Below are 16,290 nucleotides of genomic sequence, written 5' to 3'. Positions count from 1 at the left end.
TATTTTATACTACTTTTATTAACATATCTATAATAAATAAATTACTACTACATTTTCCTAGATTATCAAATTACTTTTATATCACTAAGACTCAATAAAAGATAATGTCTATTTAACTTTTATACGATTACTACCTCCTTTTTAGTTTACACTTCCTACATCATAAATAAACATACTCAACCCTCACAATCTCCAAATCACTCTTTTATATCATTGAAAATTGAGTTTCATCCTCTATACTAATGTAGGAAACCTATTAAAACATTCCTTTAATCCAATATAAGAATACTTTATTCCATTAATCTCTACCTGATATTATAGATAGAACCAAACTCTTATACTTAAAGGGACAAATAACGTTCCAACCATAATAAACCTCCTTTCTTTTTGAGAGCGTTTTCTTTATAGGTTTAATATAACAAAAACATGAAAAAAACAACATGACTTAGAAGTCAGGTTGTTGGGAAATCTATTTGTTTTTCTTCTAAGATTCTCTGAACTAATATCTGATCATCTAGCAATTCTGCTAGAGAAATTGCCTTTTCATAGAAACTTTCTGCCTCTAAAATATTCTTGTCTACAAATAAAGCATATTTTGCCTTTAGCAAAAATAGATGAGGTCGGTAAAAAACATGTCTTGTTTTAGCAATAATTTTCTCAAATGTTTGAATATATATCAGACTATCTTCTGTCTGAATTTGGATAAATAGGCTCAGAAGAACTTTTTCCATCTGAGCTAGGCTAGCCTTATCTTCATATTCTGAACATAGCAATACTTTTTGAGCTAACTCCTCAAAATGTTCTTTATCTTCTAATCCCATAGCACAACAAAAGAAATACAATTCAATAATCAACAAATCATTTACAGAAAAATATTTCTTTTTTAATAACTGCTGGAAATATTCTTCCACTAACCCTAAACCGTAGGTCACATCTGAACTACCATAAATATCAAAACGAGCTTGTGTCACATCCACAATTAACTGCTCTTCCTCAGGCAAATTCTCATAATAGTTTTCATATATTTCCTCAAGTATAGCTTCTTTTCGTTCGATTCTTCCCTTATCAGCGTAGGTTTGAGAATGAATCAGCTCATCTTTGAGTTTTAGGAATCCTTTTGGAATCTCTATAACCTTAACATCCACAATATTCTGTAATGATACTCCAAGTTTATCCGCAATCAATAATAATTTAGGAAGTGTTGCTAAAACTTGCCCATTTTCAATACGTGCTAGCTGACGAATCGTCAACTCTGATTCATCACCACAAATATCTATCTGAGTTTTTCCACAAGATCGCCTAATAGTTTTGATTTTATAACCAATTTCACGTTTCAACTCATCCATAGTAATACTCCTTAAGTTGATTACAAAGATTTCTTTTTCTTCCTAATTCTTTTGTCAATCATGTACAAAACGATAATCGAAAACAGCGGTGGTACAATATAACTCTTTTCACTCATTGTCAGCTGAAATCCCAGAGTTGCTAGTATCTTAAAGATGAAAATATTCATCAAAAATAGAAAAACAAATACTAAAAAATATCTTAAAACCTTCTTCATTTCTTTTCTTCAACTCTCCTAATTTCTATACCTATTTTATCAAATTTTATCAAAAAATACATGTAAAACTCCAAATAAACAGCTCAAATACACTTTTTTGGCAAAAAATAGGCAGAACAAACGTCCTACCTACTAAAAATATGCTATTGAAAGGAAAATGATTTTTTTCTGATACCCTAGGCAAGCTTGGGACAAATAAATCATTGATAGTAACCTTTACGACATCCTATTTAAAGTTACTTCAATTTTTAATGTCTCTGCTATTTCTAAGCCACCTCTGGTATGATCTATTCATAGTCAGAATAGATAACACCGTTCTAAATTACGATTCATAGTTACTCCTTTTTTTGATTCGTTACTATAAGACACCTATTCCCTATAGAACGTCTACTACCTCAAATTTATCCATTCTTTTTTTCTTTACTTCTGTATAAAAGAATGAAGACCATCATAAATAATGCAATCGTTGGTATATTGAAACTATCAAACCAAGTAGGTAAAGATACTTTATTCATATCAGCTACTAATCTGATGATGATATAAGACATCGAACTAAGTAATACCATGATTTCAGGCCAAACTTTCAGTATTGATTTAACAAATTTCATATTAAACTCCAATGTGATGCATTCCTAGATTCTAGCCTAGCCATTTTAGCGCAGACTAACAAGTCATTCTTAACTGTTTACTCTACTCGCTTTTTATTGACCTTATATCCTAGATAAAAGAGCCCAAATAAAACAGGGTAAATTTCTGGATAAAATAGGGTATTGATTGGATTTCTCAAAATCAAATACGTTGCGATGTAGATTATGAGCGATACGGTAAAATAACCCTCAGTAAAGCCTAATAAAAATGTTTTCATAGAAAGCTCCTATTTACCTGACAAGAATGGCGGGAAAACGCTGCCATTCATATACACAAAATCCTTTTGATTCATGTTCTTCATTTATAGTTTTGATTATTTTTTGACAAATCTTTGCGAAAAATACCAAAATATGCTGAGAAAAGCAAACCAACCAAAGTCCATTGCCAATTAAAGTATACTAACGAACCTGTACGAATCACATGAAGCGCGACATTAAGAATTATTCCCAACAAAGGAAATATAGTGGCTAGTTTAGGTAACAATGTATTGAGATTAAGGTTGCGATTATTCATTATCTAACGCCCACGACGAGCCAAATCTGAACCAAATTTGTAACCAGCATTAAAAATTTGTACAGCAGCATTCAGTACTCCTGCAATCCCAACTGCTTCCGTAAGACCAAAACCACCTTTTGTTCCCACTAATTCATCGTCAGATAATTGATAAAATTGTTCTAAGTTCATATTCGTCATTACTCCTTTGTATTATATTTTATTGCTATGTAAATGATTAAAATGAGTATTGGATAAGTAAATACTTCTGAAATATCCATAAAATTTATACTATACTGTCCAGATAATATTTTATAATCAATTAAAATTTGAACGATAGTAAAAATAATACGTAGCGATAACAATACCCCTAATAATATCACTTCTTTTTTTAAAAACATAGAAATGCCTCTCTGACTACAATCAGATTATGGTCTATTCGCATAATACCCCAAAGCTGCTCCTCCAGCAAAAAGCGCTGCTGCTCCACCTGCTACTGCTGCACCTATCTTCCAGATAGACACTCCGGCGATTACAAGAGGCAATGCTCCCCCATCCACAGCCATCAACTCTTCTTCTGTAAGAGCTACAAAGTTCTGTTCCATTTTGTCAAAATTTGTCATCTTTTTTCTCCTCTTGTTCTATTTTTTCTAAATCTTATCTTCTAAAAAATGGGGTTCCAATAAATATACCGCGTAACAATAGACCTGTAATTAGACCCCGTTGATAACTTTCCTTGCTACCACCCACCAGCAAGGCTAAGTCGCTTTCCTTTAATACCTCAACAGTATACTTATCATTCATTTCATTCATCGCTTATCCTCCTAAAAACCAAAACCTCTACGAAATCCAATGTACCAATCTGCAAGGGTCTTCACCCAACTTTCTCCACCTTGAATATCGGTCAATTCTTCCGAAGTTAGCTCAACAAATCCGTAATAATGTTCTTTCATTATTTTATTCCTTTCTTTTTCTTCTCACTTATCTATTCGAAAAAATTTCAAAAATGTACAACTAAATTAAATTTTATTTAAAAAATAATTTAATGAACCATGAATAGAAAATTGGTAGATACATAAAGCAAACTCCTTTCTTTTTCCTCTTACTTATCTATTCGAAAAAAATTTCGAAAATGTACAACTAAATTAAATTTTATTTGAAAAATAATTTAATATACCATGAATAGAAAATCGGTAGATACATGAAGCAAACTCCTTTTCTTTTCCTCTTACTTATCTATTCGAAAAAAATTTCGAAAATGTACAACTAAATTAAATTTTATTTAAAAAATAATTTAATGTACCATGAATAGAAAATCGGTAGATACATAAACCAGACTCCTTTCTTTTTCCTCTTACTTATCTATTCGAAAAGGAAGTCAAAAAAATAAGAATATCAGAAAATTTTCCGACATTCTTATTGATAAATTTGTAAGTCTATTAAAACTATTCTACCTTGTAAAAAAATCCCTCGGTACTACCATTGATAAGTTGGTGTCCAAACCATAAGCGGTCTTGTGTAATATCAGACGAGTCAGTATAGCCATTATCTGAAGAAGAGGTGACAGACATGGTTATAGGGATTCCTGCTGGTAAAAAGGCAATAGCTGCACCAGCACCTCCATCTTTAGAAACAGAACTTGCCTTGAGATAGTGGTCAATTTCCTTAGCATGTTCAATTGAAATCTTGGAATGATCACTTACTAAACCATTTTTGTCGAAAGTAAATTCAATACCTGTACGATTCCTCCAAGTGCCTGCGACACTAGAAAAATCTCCATTTTGAATTGCAGTAATATCCATCCCTTTACTTTCTGACGGAAGGCTTGTTTCTCCATTTATAAGACTTGTGACAGATTTCCAAAAGAAAGATCTTATGTCAAGGGAAGGTGGTTTTGTCCCCAGTCCCTCTTCTGTATCTGATTCAATGACTAGTTCTAACAGTGTTCCATCCTGATTCAACTTGTATAGTTTAAGTTGGATTTGATTAGTAGATACTCGGGTAGATAATTGAAAATAACCATTTTCTAAAGGATTAAAATGTACTCGCTCTCCAATAAAGTCCAGATTGTTTTCTGCATTGGTCAGTCGAATAACTTCACCATTTTTAAGAGTTCGAATATCTAATAAATCGTAATAGTTAGAATCCATTTTTAGGGCAATCAAAAGTTCGTCCGTACCGTCTTGGTCTAAATCATACAAGCTATACTGTAATCCAGAATATTCTTTAGGATAAGTGTTTTTTAAGTTTGCTTTTGAATTGATCTCTGTATGTGAAGTTGACGAACCATCTAATACTTTGGCATATTCTTTAAGAACAGGATTATATAGGGTGTAATCAGGTTTCTTCTCTTCCGATGTAGAAAAAGTTGAACTAGTACTTGAAGCAATTGCTTCAGAACTTGTTGCAGAAGTGTTTTCACTCTGATGTTGGCAAGCCGTTAAAATAGAGATAGCTAATATACTAATACTGAATAGAAATAATTTTTTCATATGTTTAATCTTACAATTTGAAATTGTTTTTATACCCACTCACCGTTGTAACTGACACGATAACCGTCAGGTGTAGTTGTATTGATTGCGAGTGCACCAGAGCTATAGGCATAGTACCATTTGCCAGATACTTTCATCCAGCCTGTTTTCATAGCTCCTGAATCTTGAAGGTAGTACCAGCTACCGTTATCTTTGACCCAACCTGTCTTCATCGCACCTGAGCCGTCGAGATAGTACCACGTGCCGTTGTCTTTTACCCAGCCAGTTTGCATCCAACCAGAGTTATCAAAACGATACCAAACACCATTGATTTTTTCCCAGTCATTAGTTGTATAAGTGCCATCTTCGTGTTTATACCACCAGCGACCATTCGAATACATCCAAGTAGATTTAGACTGATGGGTCGTCATGGTTGTATCCGTGTTAGAATAGTTTCCAGATGACGAACTTGTAGAAGTTGACGAGCTAGATGAATTCGAACCTGATTGAGTTGTGGTGTTAGTATTTGAATTTGTTGAAGGATTTCCGATAGTCACCTCTTTTCTAACTTTAAAGACACGTTTTCTATTATCAACTGAGTGATCGTGCGGAGAGCCAGCTTCTCCAGACATCTCCAAGATGTATGTTCCGGCAGGAAACTGTCTGATATCGAAAACATCCCCTTTAAATTTATTACTATAAATTAAAGGCAAAAGAAATTGGTCGTTGACGTCATTAGTTAGACCACTAAAGATGACATCATTATTATGTTGGTACACAATCTTTCCGGTAGCCTTATCAATTAGAGTAACATTTCCTCTAGCTGCATTATCTCCTCCGTGTTGTAGTGGCTCTGAGAGTACACCTTCAAAATTAAATCCAAAATGATGAATTTCAACCTTTGTAATTGTTGCTTCTATTTGTTTTTCAGTACTCGTATTCGAGATAGTATTTGCTTGATTATTTGATAAGACTTCTAGTTTGGTTACATAAGTGTAAAAAGGACCTCCTTTTCCTAGATTTTCTCTGACATCAGCAGTTAACTTATAGAGAGTACCATTTAATTCAAACTTCATGGTATAGATACCATAGTCTGTTGCTTTAAAGACAATTGTTTTACCGTTGAATGTAGCAATGCCGTTGGATTCAAAACTTGCAAATTGCTTAGAGAATTCTTGTCTATAAGCATTATCTACCCAATCAACCGTTGTAAATTCACCATCAGAAAATGCTCCAAGTTGTGCTTTTCTTTTTTCTACAAGCGTCACATCTGTTGCGACTAAATCTGTATCACGATACCCAGGAGCAGGTTCTTCAACATAAGCATTAGCTGCAGGAGACCAGAACTTGACCATCGGGACGCCACTTGCTGCATTGACACTTGAAATTGTAGCTCCTGTTGCTAGGAGTGATAAAACTGCTGTAGTCGTTAAAACGATTTTTTTCATAATTTTTGTATTCCTTTTCTTTTTATCTATTTTTTATAATCTTATCCTATACCCATTCTCCATTGTAATTGACGCGATAGCCGTCTGGTGTAGTCGTATTGATTGCTAGGGCACCAGAGCTATAGGCATAGTACCATTTCCCAGATACCTTCATCCAGCCTGTTTTCATAGCACCTGAGCTATCAAGATAATACCAACTACCGTTATCCTTGAACCAACCAGTCTTCATAGCACCTGAACCGTCGAGATAGTACCACGTGCCGTTGTCTTTTATCCAGCCAGTTTGCATCCAACCTGAACTATCGAAGTGATACCAGATATTATCTAATTTTGCCCACTGATTGTAAGGGTAAGACCCATCAAGTTGCATAAACCACCAACGAGAACCAGATTGTCGCCAAAAACCCATACCCCTACCAATATCTTGCATTTGAAAAAAGAAACCTGGTTTATTAGTCCCGTTAGACTTACCTTGTTTTGTTTTCTTACTGGTATGAGTTCCGATTGCCTTCAAGTCTTTGTCAAAAAGATTCGCCTTAGTCGCAAATGTTTGAATCTGAGAAGAATTTGCTTCTGTATATTGAATGGCCTTTCCATAACCACCAGCTAATTCTTCAGAGCCACCAGATGATGTTCCGAAACTTTGTGCAACGGTAATCCATCCATTTTGAGTGACAGGGTTTTCAAAGGCTGCCAAACCCATATAGGTCAATTCTGAATTGATTAAGGATTCGTAGTGTCCAGTTTGACCAGATACACTTGCCCCACTACGAGATTTGACGTAATCTGCTTTTTCGTCATACCATTGATTAATAGCTGTCATAAATCCATCATAGTTCCAAGCTAAGTTTTCGGCTAGTGAAAAATTCCCTGAAGGCCAGGCACTCCAAATATCTTTATTAGATAAACGTTTATGATGCCTAGTTACAGAAGCTTCTGCTGCCCGAACGAAGGCTGTTTTTTCTAGTTCAGTTGACCATTTGATCGGAACATAGCTAGTAACTAGACCTTCATCTGCTGCCTCTTTTCGAATAGCATTGATACGATCTAAGATAGCCTGTTTATCTGGCGTTAAGAAAGTCCCTTCAATCCCAACTAGAGTAGTACCAGAAGAAGTACTAGTGACCTCAGAGTTTAAGATATTGTAGGATTGACCTTTGATTGCTTGAGTGGAAACCAGCCTATCATTAGCAACTACTGATTGTGATGTAACAATTCCTACCCCAAGAAGTGATAGAGCTGAAATCGTTGCAAGTGTGAACTTTTTAGCTTTGGTGTCCATTTCGTGTCCCCCTATTTTTATTTATTGTAAAATAATCAGTTTGTCCTAAAATCTAGACTTTTTTGGACAAACTTGATAAAATGGAAGTGTAATAATAATTGGTCAAAATGCTGGATTTTAGAACCTTTTTTCTAACGAAAACGCTTCTAAAATAGACTGTATTTTCTGTCCAAAAAATCCTAGGTTTTTTGACAAGAACTATGAATTTTTTATCCAATTGTGAAAGGTGCTTTTTGATACTCCTAAGATGTCTGCACCTTCTCGTAAGGTTATTTCTTTTTTCTTATATTGAGCTATCACATCAGGGAGATTATTCGGAACAACCAATTTTGGTCTGCCGAATTTCTTCCCTTTTTTCTGTGCTTCCCGTATTCCTTCCATTTGTCTTTGTTTGATTTGTTCTCTTTCAAACTGTGCCACATAAGATAGGACTTGTAAAACGATATCGGAGATTAGTTTTCCTGTGATATTATCATTGCTATTCTTTGTATTTAATAAGGGGAAATCTAAAACAGTTATATTTACTTTCTTTTTCTTAGTAATTGCTTGCCATTGTTCTAAAATTTCATCATAGTTTCTTCCCAACCTATCAATTGATTTAATAACCAATTCATCATTTTCTTTCAAGGTAGTTAATAATTTTTGATATTCCATTCTGTCAAAATCTTTTCCTGAAACGTAATCAATAAAAATATTCTCTTTTGATAATTTGTTTTCTACCAATGCTGAAAATTGCCTATCAATATTTTGTTCTCTTGTAGATACTCGAACATAACCGTAACGCATAAAAACTCTCCTTTTACACTTATTGTAAAATATAAAAAAGGGCAAAATGCCCTCAAGGAGTAGTGTATTCAATTTCTAGCAATTATATATTAGTTCAAACTGGTTCATCAAGCCTTAAAAGTATGTAAAAAATCACAAACTAAGACCTCCTTCATTCCTTTTCTTCAACTTTCCTAATTTCTATACCTATTTTTTATCAAAAATACATGTAAAACTCCAAATGATGCAAATAGACACTTCAACTGCACTTTTTAGCAAAAAATAGGCAGAACAAACGTCCTACCTACTAAAAATATGCTATTTTGAAAGGAAATTGATTTTTTACTGACACCCTAGGCAAGCTTGGGACAAATAAATCATTGATAGCAACATTTACGACATCCTATTTAAAGTTACTTCAATTTCTAATGTCCCCGCTATTTATAAGCCACCTCTGGTATGATCTATTCATAGTCAGAATAGATAACACCGTTCTAAATTACGATTCATAGTTACTCCTTTTTTGATTCGCTACTGCAAGATTCCTATTTACCTGATAAGAGGAGAGATGGTCCTCTTTACATGTGCAAGATAATTTTGAATCAGATTCATCATTTATCGTTTTGATTATTTTTTGACAAATTTTTCTGTTTTCTTCTCCGAAGACTTTAAAAATTTTTTTCTAATTAGATCATCCATATAGGGACCAAATATACCAACTACTAAACCAATAATAAAACTTTTAAAATCCATAATTACCACCAACATGTCGCTGCATAGGCCACACCTCCAAATATAGCTCCTCCCGCAGCACCAGTTGCTGCACCTTGCCATGTTCCTGTTTTAATTCCTAGCTGAAGACCTCGTGCTGCTCCTCCTCCAACACCTGCTTTGGCAAAATCTCCCCAATTGCATCCGCCACCTTCAAGGCAAGCAAGTATCTCAGTATCCATAATTTCAAATTGTGACATCGTTTTTGTATTCATAACGAATGCCTCCTTTTTTATTTTAATGCTTGTCTTGTTGCAAACTTGACAAGTTTGGTATAGCAGTGTTTATTAAATTGTTTCATCCAAATCTTGAATTACTGAAATAATCATTCCCTGTATTCCTCTTATTTATCTATTCGAAAACGAATTCAAAAATATAATATATGATATTCATTTTAATAAACTATATTAATAAAATGCATTGTAAACATTTCGCCCAAATGATCTACCAGCATTATAGATACCACCGAAAAATCTTCCCGTACTATCAATCACTTTGTGGACATCGATGTTAATATTACCTCTCCATGACACTCGACCACCCTCTACTGTTGCCAAATCTTTTTCTGTAAGACTTGTAAATTTTTCTTCAATTTTTATCATATTCATTATGTCTGTTCCTCTTTATCTATAATTTTTTATTGAAACAAATAATTGTAAATTGTTTCGCCAAACTTCTGCCCCGCCCAATAAACCGGTCCTAAAAGTAATGTCCCTAAAGCATAAATCCCAACTACTCCAACTATGAAAATGAATACTTTCACAGGAATTGACTGCAAACTGTAAAAATTCTCTACCCTAGTAATCCAACTTTCTATTATGCGTTCCATCAGCGCTCTTCCTTCCCTGTTAACGTCCACGACGCTTAGCATGTGCTCCTGAAGCACCATCTACCGCACCCAATAAAAATGTTCCTGCAATTGCGACTCCTCCAACTACTACCAGACCAAATAGCAAGCCTCCTTCTACATCGGCCAATTCCTCATGACTCATTACATGAAAATTATTTTCCATATTTTTAATTTGTTCCATCTTATTCTCCTTTTTTGATTCTTAACAATTGAAAAAGGTAGTTATTTGTATTTCCTTTTTCATATATTCTGTTCATTGTTGTAGGTAAGCTTCACTCTCTAAATATTATCTTAGAATCCAAATAACGCACGACGTAAAATGAACCCCACCATTAAACCATGTTGGTAACTTGCCTCACTACCACCCACCAGCAAGGCTAAGTCGCTTTCCTTTAATACTTCAATAGTATACTTATCATTCATTTCATTCATCTCTTATCCTCCTAAAAACCAAAACCTCTACGAAATCCAATGTACCAATCTACAAGGGTCTTCGTCCAATTTTCTCCACCTTGAATATCGGTCAATTCTTCCGAAGTTAGCTCAACAAATCCGTAATAATGTTCTTTCATTATTTTATTCCTTTCTTTTTCTTCTCACTTATCTATTCGAAAAAAATTTCAAAAATGTACAACTAAATTAAATTTTATTTAAAAAATAATTTAATGAACCATGAATAGAAAATTGGTAGATACATAAAGCAAACTCCTTTCTTTTTCCTCTTACTTATCTATTCGAAAAAAATTTCGAAAATGTACAACTAAATTAAATTTTATTTGAAAAATAATTTAATATACCATGAATAGAAAATCGGTAGATACATGAAGCAAACTCCTTTTCTTTTCCTCTTACTTATCTATTCGAAAAAGAAGTCAAAAAATAAGAATATCAGAAAATTTTCCGATATTCTTATTGATAAACTCATTCAAATCTAACAGATATTAGACATTAAGATATTTTTTAAGGGTTCTTCTGGCTGTTCGTGATACGGGGAAATGCAAGCCTTCTAACAAGGTCACTTCTGTGGCAGTCATCTCTTCAATAGCCTGTAAACTGACTAACGTATTGCGATTGGCATAGACAAAGTAATCTTTTTCAGCCTTGGCAGCGATATCCTTGAGACTGCCATAAATGGTCTTGATAGAATGATTGGCATAATAGACCTTGATACGATGGGATTCCACTGAAGTTTCAAAGGCTAAAATTTCATGGTAGGGCAGAGTGAAGCCCCGTCTTCCCTCAAAACTATAGGTAAAGAGACGCATATTTTCCCTCTTATCTACTGCCAGTACATAGTCCAGACAGCGCTCCAGCTGATGACAGTAGTCCGCCTCTGGCTGATCCTTGGAAATAAAATCCAAGGCAGACAAGTGGTAGCGAAAAGCTAGAGGTAAGGCCTCCGAGTGCGTGGACACAAAGACAATGCTTGTAAAAGGATCCCGCTCCCGAACCTGTTGAGCAACCTGAAAGCCCCGTTCACGCTCTCCATCAATCTCTAAATCTAATAAATAGAGCTGGTAATGGTCAAAATACTGAGAATACTTTTCAACATCCCCATAGTTTTTTGCAATATCAATTTCCAATCTTAAATTGCGAGAGCGACCGATATCTAGTAAAGTCTGCTCTATCCGTCCTTGCTGGACTCTATCGTCTTCCAAAACTAAAATTCTCATTCCTCTCCCCCTCGTTTCTCATCCTTAAATGGCAATTCTAAATCTTGTCTAAAAGTCGTCTCTCCTAGCTGGGTATCTAAGTTTAAATCATAATGAAAAACCATGTCCTCCAAGGTTGCCAAGCCCAGTCCACTGTGGTTATCCTTGGTAGAGTAACCCTTTTGACTGAGAATACTGGGATTCAGTTCTTCTTTCTTACGAGTGTTTTCAATGATAAAACGGACACTCCTATCACCTGCCAATAAAGCAACCCGAATCTGCGGATTTTCAGCCTCACTGGCTGCTTCTAAAGCATTTGTCGTGAGGATAGAGAGGATACGGATAGCCTCCAACATAGGCAATGCCAGCTCTTCGACAACCCCCACCGTCTCCAAACTAAAATGAATTCCCTGCTTATCTGCCACAATCATGGCTTTTGCCAAGGTATTGCGAATAGCTATATCATGGATATTGTGAAGATTAAAGGCCGTGTAATCCGCCTTCCTCAGCTTTTCATTAGTCTTTAGAAAGACATCTTGATAAATGGTAGATACCTCAGCCATGTCTTGATTTGCTATGGCAGGCTCCATGCTGGCGACAATTCCCGCAAAATCATGACGGAAACCTCGAACCTCATCATAGAGATGTCCCAACTTATCCACCATTCCTTGCAAGGAACGATTTTCATCTTCCTGTCTCTGAATGGTCTGCTCATCACGATAAACCTGCTCCAAATGCTTGATGTAAAAGAGCCAAGAGAAAAAGAGAATGAAAATCAGGAGAGAAATGGTCGTATCAAAACGAACGTAGAACGAACTATTTCTATTGGTCATAAACGAAGAGAATATCCTAAATCCAGTCAGAGGTAGGATAATGAAAAAACTCTTATAATAGTGGGTTTTGAAAGCATCTGAAAAGAATAAATCCAAATCCAAAGAACAACGTTTCATAATTGTAGAACATAGAAATATTGATAATAAATCAAATACAGATCTATATAAAGTGGAAAACGAATCTACAAAACAACAAGGCTCACCAGATAATACACGAATCCAAATTGTCAAAAATAAATAACGAATACTTTGAAAGAAGAGAAAAAGATACAGAGAAAGAAAAAAAGCTTCCCCTTTTCCCTTGTGCAATACTAGTAAAAAAATACAGTAAAAGAAGAGAATGATTCCTATATGAAATAATTCTCCAAATGTTTGGCGAGCAGATAAACTAATTAAAAATACAAGGACCCAATAACGTTTTTTATAAAATTCTGGGGAAATTTGAGCACCCAAATAAATAGTAGGAACCATGGTTGAAACGACTACCAACAGTATATATAGCACAGAAACTAAGAATTCTAAAATAATCATAAATAAATCTAATCTCTAACGAATACTGTGAATTTAAGCAAAGTGTCTACCCGTACTAAATAATTTATCGCACCATTTTACGGTATCTTCAAAAATCCCTCCACCATTCACTTCTTCCAAAACCTCTGGAGTTAACTCTTCAAATTGTTCCAATTCTACAAATGTATTTTTCATTTCCATGACAGACTCCTTTTCATTATTTTATAGATAACTCTATCCCCTGCTCCATCTACAAAAGGCTTTAGTTTCCTTTTAAAATACAAGAAATCTAAAGCCTCCTGAAAATGGTATATTGGTTAGAGCGTTAACGATTAGTTGTGAAGATGTTATTTTTATTTAACCACAACCACTTTATAATATTCGTTTGAGTGTGGAGATTCAATTTTAATTTTTTCACCATATAAACCATCGATTTCTTTATCCAGATAATCTGAAACTCCTGATGGCAAGCGTTTCATCTTAAGAATTTCACCAGATTGATCCGCATAGGCTAGGATGTGATAGTGGGTTGTAGCCATACCATCATCAATCAATACAAAGTAACCTGTTTTGAGCTTACCTTGCTCATTTTCTAAATAGTATAGTTTATTGTTATTGATTGTAAAGTGGGTAGCTCCAAGACGAAGTCGTGCACCTGGATGTTCTAAATAGACATCATTGCCAACTTTTTTAATATCTGAATAGGTTGTCATTGCTGGGATATTAATCACACGATGTCCATTTTCATCAAAGTAGTAGCGATTTGGTAAGTTTTGGAAGTTCTGTACAACTGCCTTAGGATCAATTTCTTGTCCTTCTTCTTTATTATCCACTAAAGCTAAGGTAGTATTTGCAACCTCATCTCCATATTTATTAGAAAACTTCTTGAACTCTGGTCTGATATACCAAGCATTTTTTTCAATAATAACATCGTCACCTTTAGCATTTAGCAAATATTCTTGCCCATCTCCAAATTTGACAATATCATGAATACTGTATCCAGCATCTTTTCTATTTGCTAGATAGCCATCCTTACCAATGACATAACTTTCCCCATCACTGGCTGGAACAGCTCTATCTGCAACCATAGCACCTGATTTTTCAAAGTAAGACCATTTACCATCTATGAACACCCAACCTGTCATCATAGAACCACTAAAATGAAGATAGTACCATGTAGACCCTTCTTTGTACCAACCTGTACGCATGGCACCACTATTAGCTAGTGAGTACCATGTGTTGCCTTCCTTGTACCAGCCAGTGCGCATAGCACCACTATCTGCTAGAGAATACCATGTATCACCGTCTTTGAGCCAGCCTGTCTGCATTTTACCAGCGCTATCGAAGTGATACCATGACCCAGCATTTTGTACCCATTTATCCTTAGCTAGGCTGCCATCTTGAGAAAGATTCCAGTCAGCACCATTTTTAACCCAAGTATCTGCAGCCTGTGCTTGGTTGATAGACAAAAGCAGACCAGCACCTGCAAGCAAACCAAGAGTAAGTAATTTAGATTTTTTCATAGCCATTTCCTCCTTTATTGAATAGCTATAAGAGGGTTTTCCCTCTTTATTTAGCTATATTCTAATACTTTTCATTGTCAAAGTCAATAATATTGTGAAAAATTAGACAATATTACCAATATCTACGAATTGTATTTTGTTCCATTCCATATTGATTCATATAAGAAACATCTTGACCTCTATCTGGAGCATGAACTACCTTGCCACCACCAACATAAATACCCACATGTTGATTTGAACCTTGGTCGCCATTGTACAATATTAAATCTCCAGGAAGTTGTGAGCCATTACTTACATAGCTTCCTCCTGTCGCTTGACCATAGGTTACTCTAGGAATACTAATATCAAACTTAGCATGAATAGCCATCGTAAATCCTGAGCAATCTACGCCACTATTCAAATCTGCCCCACCCCAAACATATGGGATTTTTCCTACAAATGTCTTTGCGTATTCACCAAGAGCTTGCCCACGATTTTCTACCCATACACCACTTTCTCTAAAGAAATATGGTGTACCATTCACACGTTGATAACCAGTGACCATAGCACCACTAGCAGATAAGTAGTAATAATTACCATCAGGTTGAATCCAAGTATTTTCTTTCATCCATCCTTGGTCATCAAAATAGTACCACTTGCCATCTAATTGTTCCCAATTTTTAGCATACCCACCTGAACCGTATTTAAACCACCATTTACCATTGGTTTGCATCCATGTTCCTTTCGGATCACGATATTGATTGAAAGCTTTCTTCTCTTGATTGCCCTCTGCTTGGGTTTCTTTATCTTCAAAACCAATCAATTTTACTTGATCAGCTTCTTCAGCTTTTATCTTGCCTTGATTAACTAATTGAGCAATCGCTTCTTTCTCACTTGCTGATGGGGAATCAGCATAGGCTACCGTAGTATTTGCTAGGAGAACGCCTCCTGCAAGAACTAACAAACTAGAATAAAGATATTTTTTCATCATAAAAATCCTTTCTTTTCTCCTTTTTGGAGATTGATTTTTTCTGACTCCATTATATCCCTTATTTGTCCTCAGATTTCTACTGTCCCTAGAAAGACTAAATCTGTTCCTAAACGGTCACTTATACTCAATGAAAATCAAAGAGCAAACTAGGAAGCTAGCCGCAGGTTGCTCAAAACACTGTTTTGAGGTGGCAGATAGAGCTGACATGGTTTGAAGAGATTTTCGAAGAGTATTAAGCCAAATAAAAAATTCCAAAGCAAATGCCTTGGAACTCCGATTTCTATTTTCCTTGAATGATTTTAACCACATCTCCTACACTTTGGAGTTGGTCAATTTCCTCATCGCTGATTTCGATATTAAATTCATCTTCCAGTGTCAAGATAAACTCCATCAAGTCAACTGAGTCAGCATCCAAATCGTCTTTCAGACTCAAGGATTCTGTCACGACAAAGTCTTCTCCCTGTCGCTCTTGGATAATGGTTACAATACGGTCAAAAATTTCTTTTTCTGTCAT

Annotated in this window: 28 protein-coding genes; 1 reads left to right on the top strand and 27 read right to left on the bottom strand. The window is 35.1% G+C overall.

Annotation, left to right across the window (positions count from 1 at the left end; genetic code table 11):
- Nucleotides 1-452: 452 nt before the first annotated feature.
- From B4W83_RS08675 to B4W83_RS13470, 23 genes are all read right to left on the bottom strand, one after another.
- Complete coding sequence (locus B4W83_RS08675) at nucleotides 453-1,346, bottom strand: helix-turn-helix domain-containing protein (protein ID WP_000343893.1); 894 nt, start codon at nucleotides 1,344-1,346, stop codon at nucleotides 453-455.
- Nucleotides 1,347-1,366: 20 nt separating this feature from the next.
- On the bottom strand, nucleotides 1,367-1,561 hold the full coding sequence (locus tag B4W83_RS13490; RefSeq protein WP_000757185.1) for a hypothetical protein: 195 nt from the start codon (nucleotides 1,559-1,561) through the stop codon (nucleotides 1,367-1,369).
- A 401-nt stretch (nucleotides 1,562-1,962) separates the two neighbouring features.
- Nucleotides 1,963-2,169, bottom strand: a complete 207-nt coding sequence (locus B4W83_RS08665; RefSeq protein ID WP_000673799.1) for a bacteriocin immunity protein — start codon at nucleotides 2,167-2,169, stop codon at nucleotides 1,963-1,965.
- A gap of 77 nt (nucleotides 2,170-2,246) precedes the next feature.
- Nucleotides 2,247-2,426: a hypothetical protein gene (locus B4W83_RS08660; RefSeq protein WP_000846995.1), complete on the bottom strand. Its 180-nt coding sequence runs from the start codon at nucleotides 2,424-2,426 to the stop codon at nucleotides 2,247-2,249.
- A gap of 80 nt (nucleotides 2,427-2,506) precedes the next feature.
- A complete protein-coding gene (locus B4W83_RS13485) occupies nucleotides 2,507-2,722 on the bottom strand; it encodes a bacteriocin immunity protein (RefSeq protein WP_079247587.1) in 216 nt (71 codons plus the stop codon).
- A 3-nt stretch (nucleotides 2,723-2,725) separates the two neighbouring features.
- Nucleotides 2,726-2,893 carry a class IIb bacteriocin, lactobin A/cerein 7B family gene (locus tag B4W83_RS08650; protein ID WP_007284951.1) on the bottom strand — a complete coding sequence of 56 codons (168 nt, stop codon included), beginning with the start codon at nucleotides 2,891-2,893 and terminating at the stop codon, nucleotides 2,726-2,728.
- An 8-nt stretch (nucleotides 2,894-2,901) separates the two neighbouring features.
- The gene (locus B4W83_RS08645) at nucleotides 2,902-3,102 is read right to left on the bottom strand and encodes a hypothetical protein (protein ID WP_000478865.1); all 201 of its coding nucleotides are present in this window, start codon (nucleotides 3,100-3,102) and stop codon (nucleotides 2,902-2,904) included.
- Nucleotides 3,103-3,129: 27 nt separating this feature from the next.
- Entirely contained in the window at nucleotides 3,130-3,324 is a 195-nt protein-coding gene (locus B4W83_RS08640) for a class IIb bacteriocin, lactobin A/cerein 7B family (RefSeq protein WP_000180814.1), read from the bottom strand.
- A gap of 34 nt (nucleotides 3,325-3,358) precedes the next feature.
- Entirely contained in the window at nucleotides 3,359-3,514 is a 156-nt protein-coding gene (locus B4W83_RS12995) for a hypothetical protein (RefSeq protein ID WP_001004586.1), read from the bottom strand.
- An 11-nt stretch (nucleotides 3,515-3,525) separates the two neighbouring features.
- On the bottom strand, nucleotides 3,526-3,654 hold the full coding sequence (locus B4W83_RS08630) for a smi_0059.1 family bacteriocin-like peptide (protein WP_000658224.1): 129 nt from the start codon (nucleotides 3,652-3,654) through the stop codon (nucleotides 3,526-3,528).
- Nucleotides 3,655-4,146: 492 nt separating this feature from the next.
- Nucleotides 4,147-5,193, bottom strand: a complete 1,047-nt coding sequence (locus B4W83_RS08625) for a DUF6287 domain-containing protein (protein ID WP_000732623.1) — start codon at nucleotides 5,191-5,193, stop codon at nucleotides 4,147-4,149.
- Nucleotides 5,194-5,222: 29 nt separating this feature from the next.
- The gene (locus tag B4W83_RS08620; RefSeq protein ID WP_000725077.1) at nucleotides 5,223-6,620 is read right to left on the bottom strand and encodes an N-acetylmuramoyl-L-alanine amidase family protein; all 1,398 of its coding nucleotides are present in this window, start codon (nucleotides 6,618-6,620) and stop codon (nucleotides 5,223-5,225) included.
- 46 nt (nucleotides 6,621-6,666) lie between these two features.
- Nucleotides 6,667-7,902 carry an N-acetylmuramoyl-L-alanine amidase family protein gene (locus tag B4W83_RS13705; protein ID WP_023935473.1) on the bottom strand — a complete coding sequence of 412 codons (1,236 nt, stop codon included), beginning with the start codon at nucleotides 7,900-7,902 and terminating at the stop codon, nucleotides 6,667-6,669.
- Nucleotides 7,903-8,100: 198 nt separating this feature from the next.
- Nucleotides 8,101-8,688 carry a recombinase family protein gene (locus B4W83_RS08610; RefSeq protein WP_001268846.1) on the bottom strand — a complete coding sequence of 196 codons (588 nt, stop codon included), beginning with the start codon at nucleotides 8,686-8,688 and terminating at the stop codon, nucleotides 8,101-8,103.
- A gap of 606 nt (nucleotides 8,689-9,294) precedes the next feature.
- Nucleotides 9,295-9,420: a PncF family bacteriocin immunity protein gene (locus tag B4W83_RS13830; protein ID WP_007284823.1), complete on the bottom strand. Its 126-nt coding sequence runs from the start codon at nucleotides 9,418-9,420 to the stop codon at nucleotides 9,295-9,297.
- A 2-nt stretch (nucleotides 9,421-9,422) separates the two neighbouring features.
- Nucleotides 9,423-9,653, bottom strand: a complete 231-nt coding sequence (blpU, locus tag B4W83_RS08605) for a bacteriocin-like peptide BlpU (protein WP_001093485.1) — start codon at nucleotides 9,651-9,653, stop codon at nucleotides 9,423-9,425.
- 192 nt (nucleotides 9,654-9,845) lie between these two features.
- Nucleotides 9,846-10,046: an SPPN_00645 family bacteriocin-like peptide gene (locus B4W83_RS08600; protein ID WP_001055966.1), complete on the bottom strand. Its 201-nt coding sequence runs from the start codon at nucleotides 10,044-10,046 to the stop codon at nucleotides 9,846-9,848.
- Between the two features lie 29 nt (nucleotides 10,047-10,075).
- Nucleotides 10,076-10,267, bottom strand: coding sequence for a hypothetical protein (locus B4W83_RS08595; protein ID WP_000439598.1), 192 nt, complete (start codon nucleotides 10,265-10,267; stop codon nucleotides 10,076-10,078).
- Nucleotides 10,268-10,286: 19 nt separating this feature from the next.
- Nucleotides 10,287-10,469, bottom strand: coding sequence for a class IIb bacteriocin, lactobin A/cerein 7B family (locus tag B4W83_RS08590; RefSeq protein ID WP_000435077.1), 183 nt, complete (start codon nucleotides 10,467-10,469; stop codon nucleotides 10,287-10,289).
- A gap of 110 nt (nucleotides 10,470-10,579) precedes the next feature.
- Nucleotides 10,580-10,720 (bottom strand): hypothetical protein, encoded by a 141-nt coding sequence (locus B4W83_RS12990; protein ID WP_001004581.1) that lies wholly within the window; start codon nucleotides 10,718-10,720, stop codon nucleotides 10,580-10,582.
- An 11-nt stretch (nucleotides 10,721-10,731) separates the two neighbouring features.
- Entirely contained in the window at nucleotides 10,732-10,860 is a 129-nt protein-coding gene (locus B4W83_RS08580) for a smi_0059.1 family bacteriocin-like peptide (protein WP_000658221.1), read from the bottom strand.
- Between the two features lie 369 nt (nucleotides 10,861-11,229).
- Nucleotides 11,230-11,961, bottom strand: coding sequence for a response regulator transcription factor (locus tag B4W83_RS08575; RefSeq protein WP_001221866.1), 732 nt, complete (start codon nucleotides 11,959-11,961; stop codon nucleotides 11,230-11,232).
- Entirely contained in the window at nucleotides 11,958-12,773 is an 816-nt protein-coding gene (locus B4W83_RS13470) for a GHKL domain-containing protein (RefSeq protein ID WP_007285090.1), read from the bottom strand. Before B4W83_RS13470 ends, B4W83_RS08575 begins: the two co-directional genes overlap by 4 nt.
- A 67-nt stretch (nucleotides 12,774-12,840) precedes the next feature.
- Here B4W83_RS13470 and B4W83_RS13465 point away from each other — a divergent pair, with 67 nt between their 5' ends.
- Complete coding sequence (locus tag B4W83_RS13465) at nucleotides 12,841-13,014, top strand: hypothetical protein (RefSeq protein WP_171042144.1); 174 nt, start codon at nucleotides 12,841-12,843, stop codon at nucleotides 13,012-13,014.
- 323 nt (nucleotides 13,015-13,337) lie between these two features.
- On the opposite strand, the gene B4W83_RS08565 is transcribed toward B4W83_RS13465, so the two are convergent.
- The 4 genes from B4W83_RS08565 to B4W83_RS08545 form a co-directional block, all read right to left on the bottom strand.
- On the bottom strand, nucleotides 13,338-13,484 hold the full coding sequence (locus B4W83_RS08565; protein ID WP_000425303.1) for a smi_0057.1 family bacteriocin-like peptide: 147 nt from the start codon (nucleotides 13,482-13,484) through the stop codon (nucleotides 13,338-13,340).
- Between the two features lie 152 nt (nucleotides 13,485-13,636).
- Nucleotides 13,637-14,806 carry a PspC-like choline-binding domain-containing protein gene (locus B4W83_RS08560; RefSeq protein WP_000748693.1) on the bottom strand — a complete coding sequence of 390 codons (1,170 nt, stop codon included), beginning with the start codon at nucleotides 14,804-14,806 and terminating at the stop codon, nucleotides 13,637-13,639.
- 112 nt (nucleotides 14,807-14,918) lie between these two features.
- Nucleotides 14,919-15,776: a C40 family peptidase gene (locus B4W83_RS08555; protein WP_000976808.1), complete on the bottom strand. Its 858-nt coding sequence runs from the start codon at nucleotides 15,774-15,776 to the stop codon at nucleotides 14,919-14,921.
- Between the two features lie 280 nt (nucleotides 15,777-16,056).
- The gene (locus B4W83_RS08545) at nucleotides 16,057-16,290 is read right to left on the bottom strand and encodes an acyl carrier protein (RefSeq protein WP_000136446.1); all 234 of its coding nucleotides are present in this window, start codon (nucleotides 16,288-16,290) and stop codon (nucleotides 16,057-16,059) included.

The organism is Streptococcus pseudopneumoniae ATCC BAA-960 = CCUG 49455 (genome assembly GCF_002087075.1).
Lineage (GTDB): Bacteria > Bacillota > Bacilli > Lactobacillales > Streptococcaceae > Streptococcus > Streptococcus pseudopneumoniae.
The sequence above is the reverse complement of the archived record's forward strand: the minus strand, read 5'-3'. Positions and strand labels throughout refer to the sequence as shown.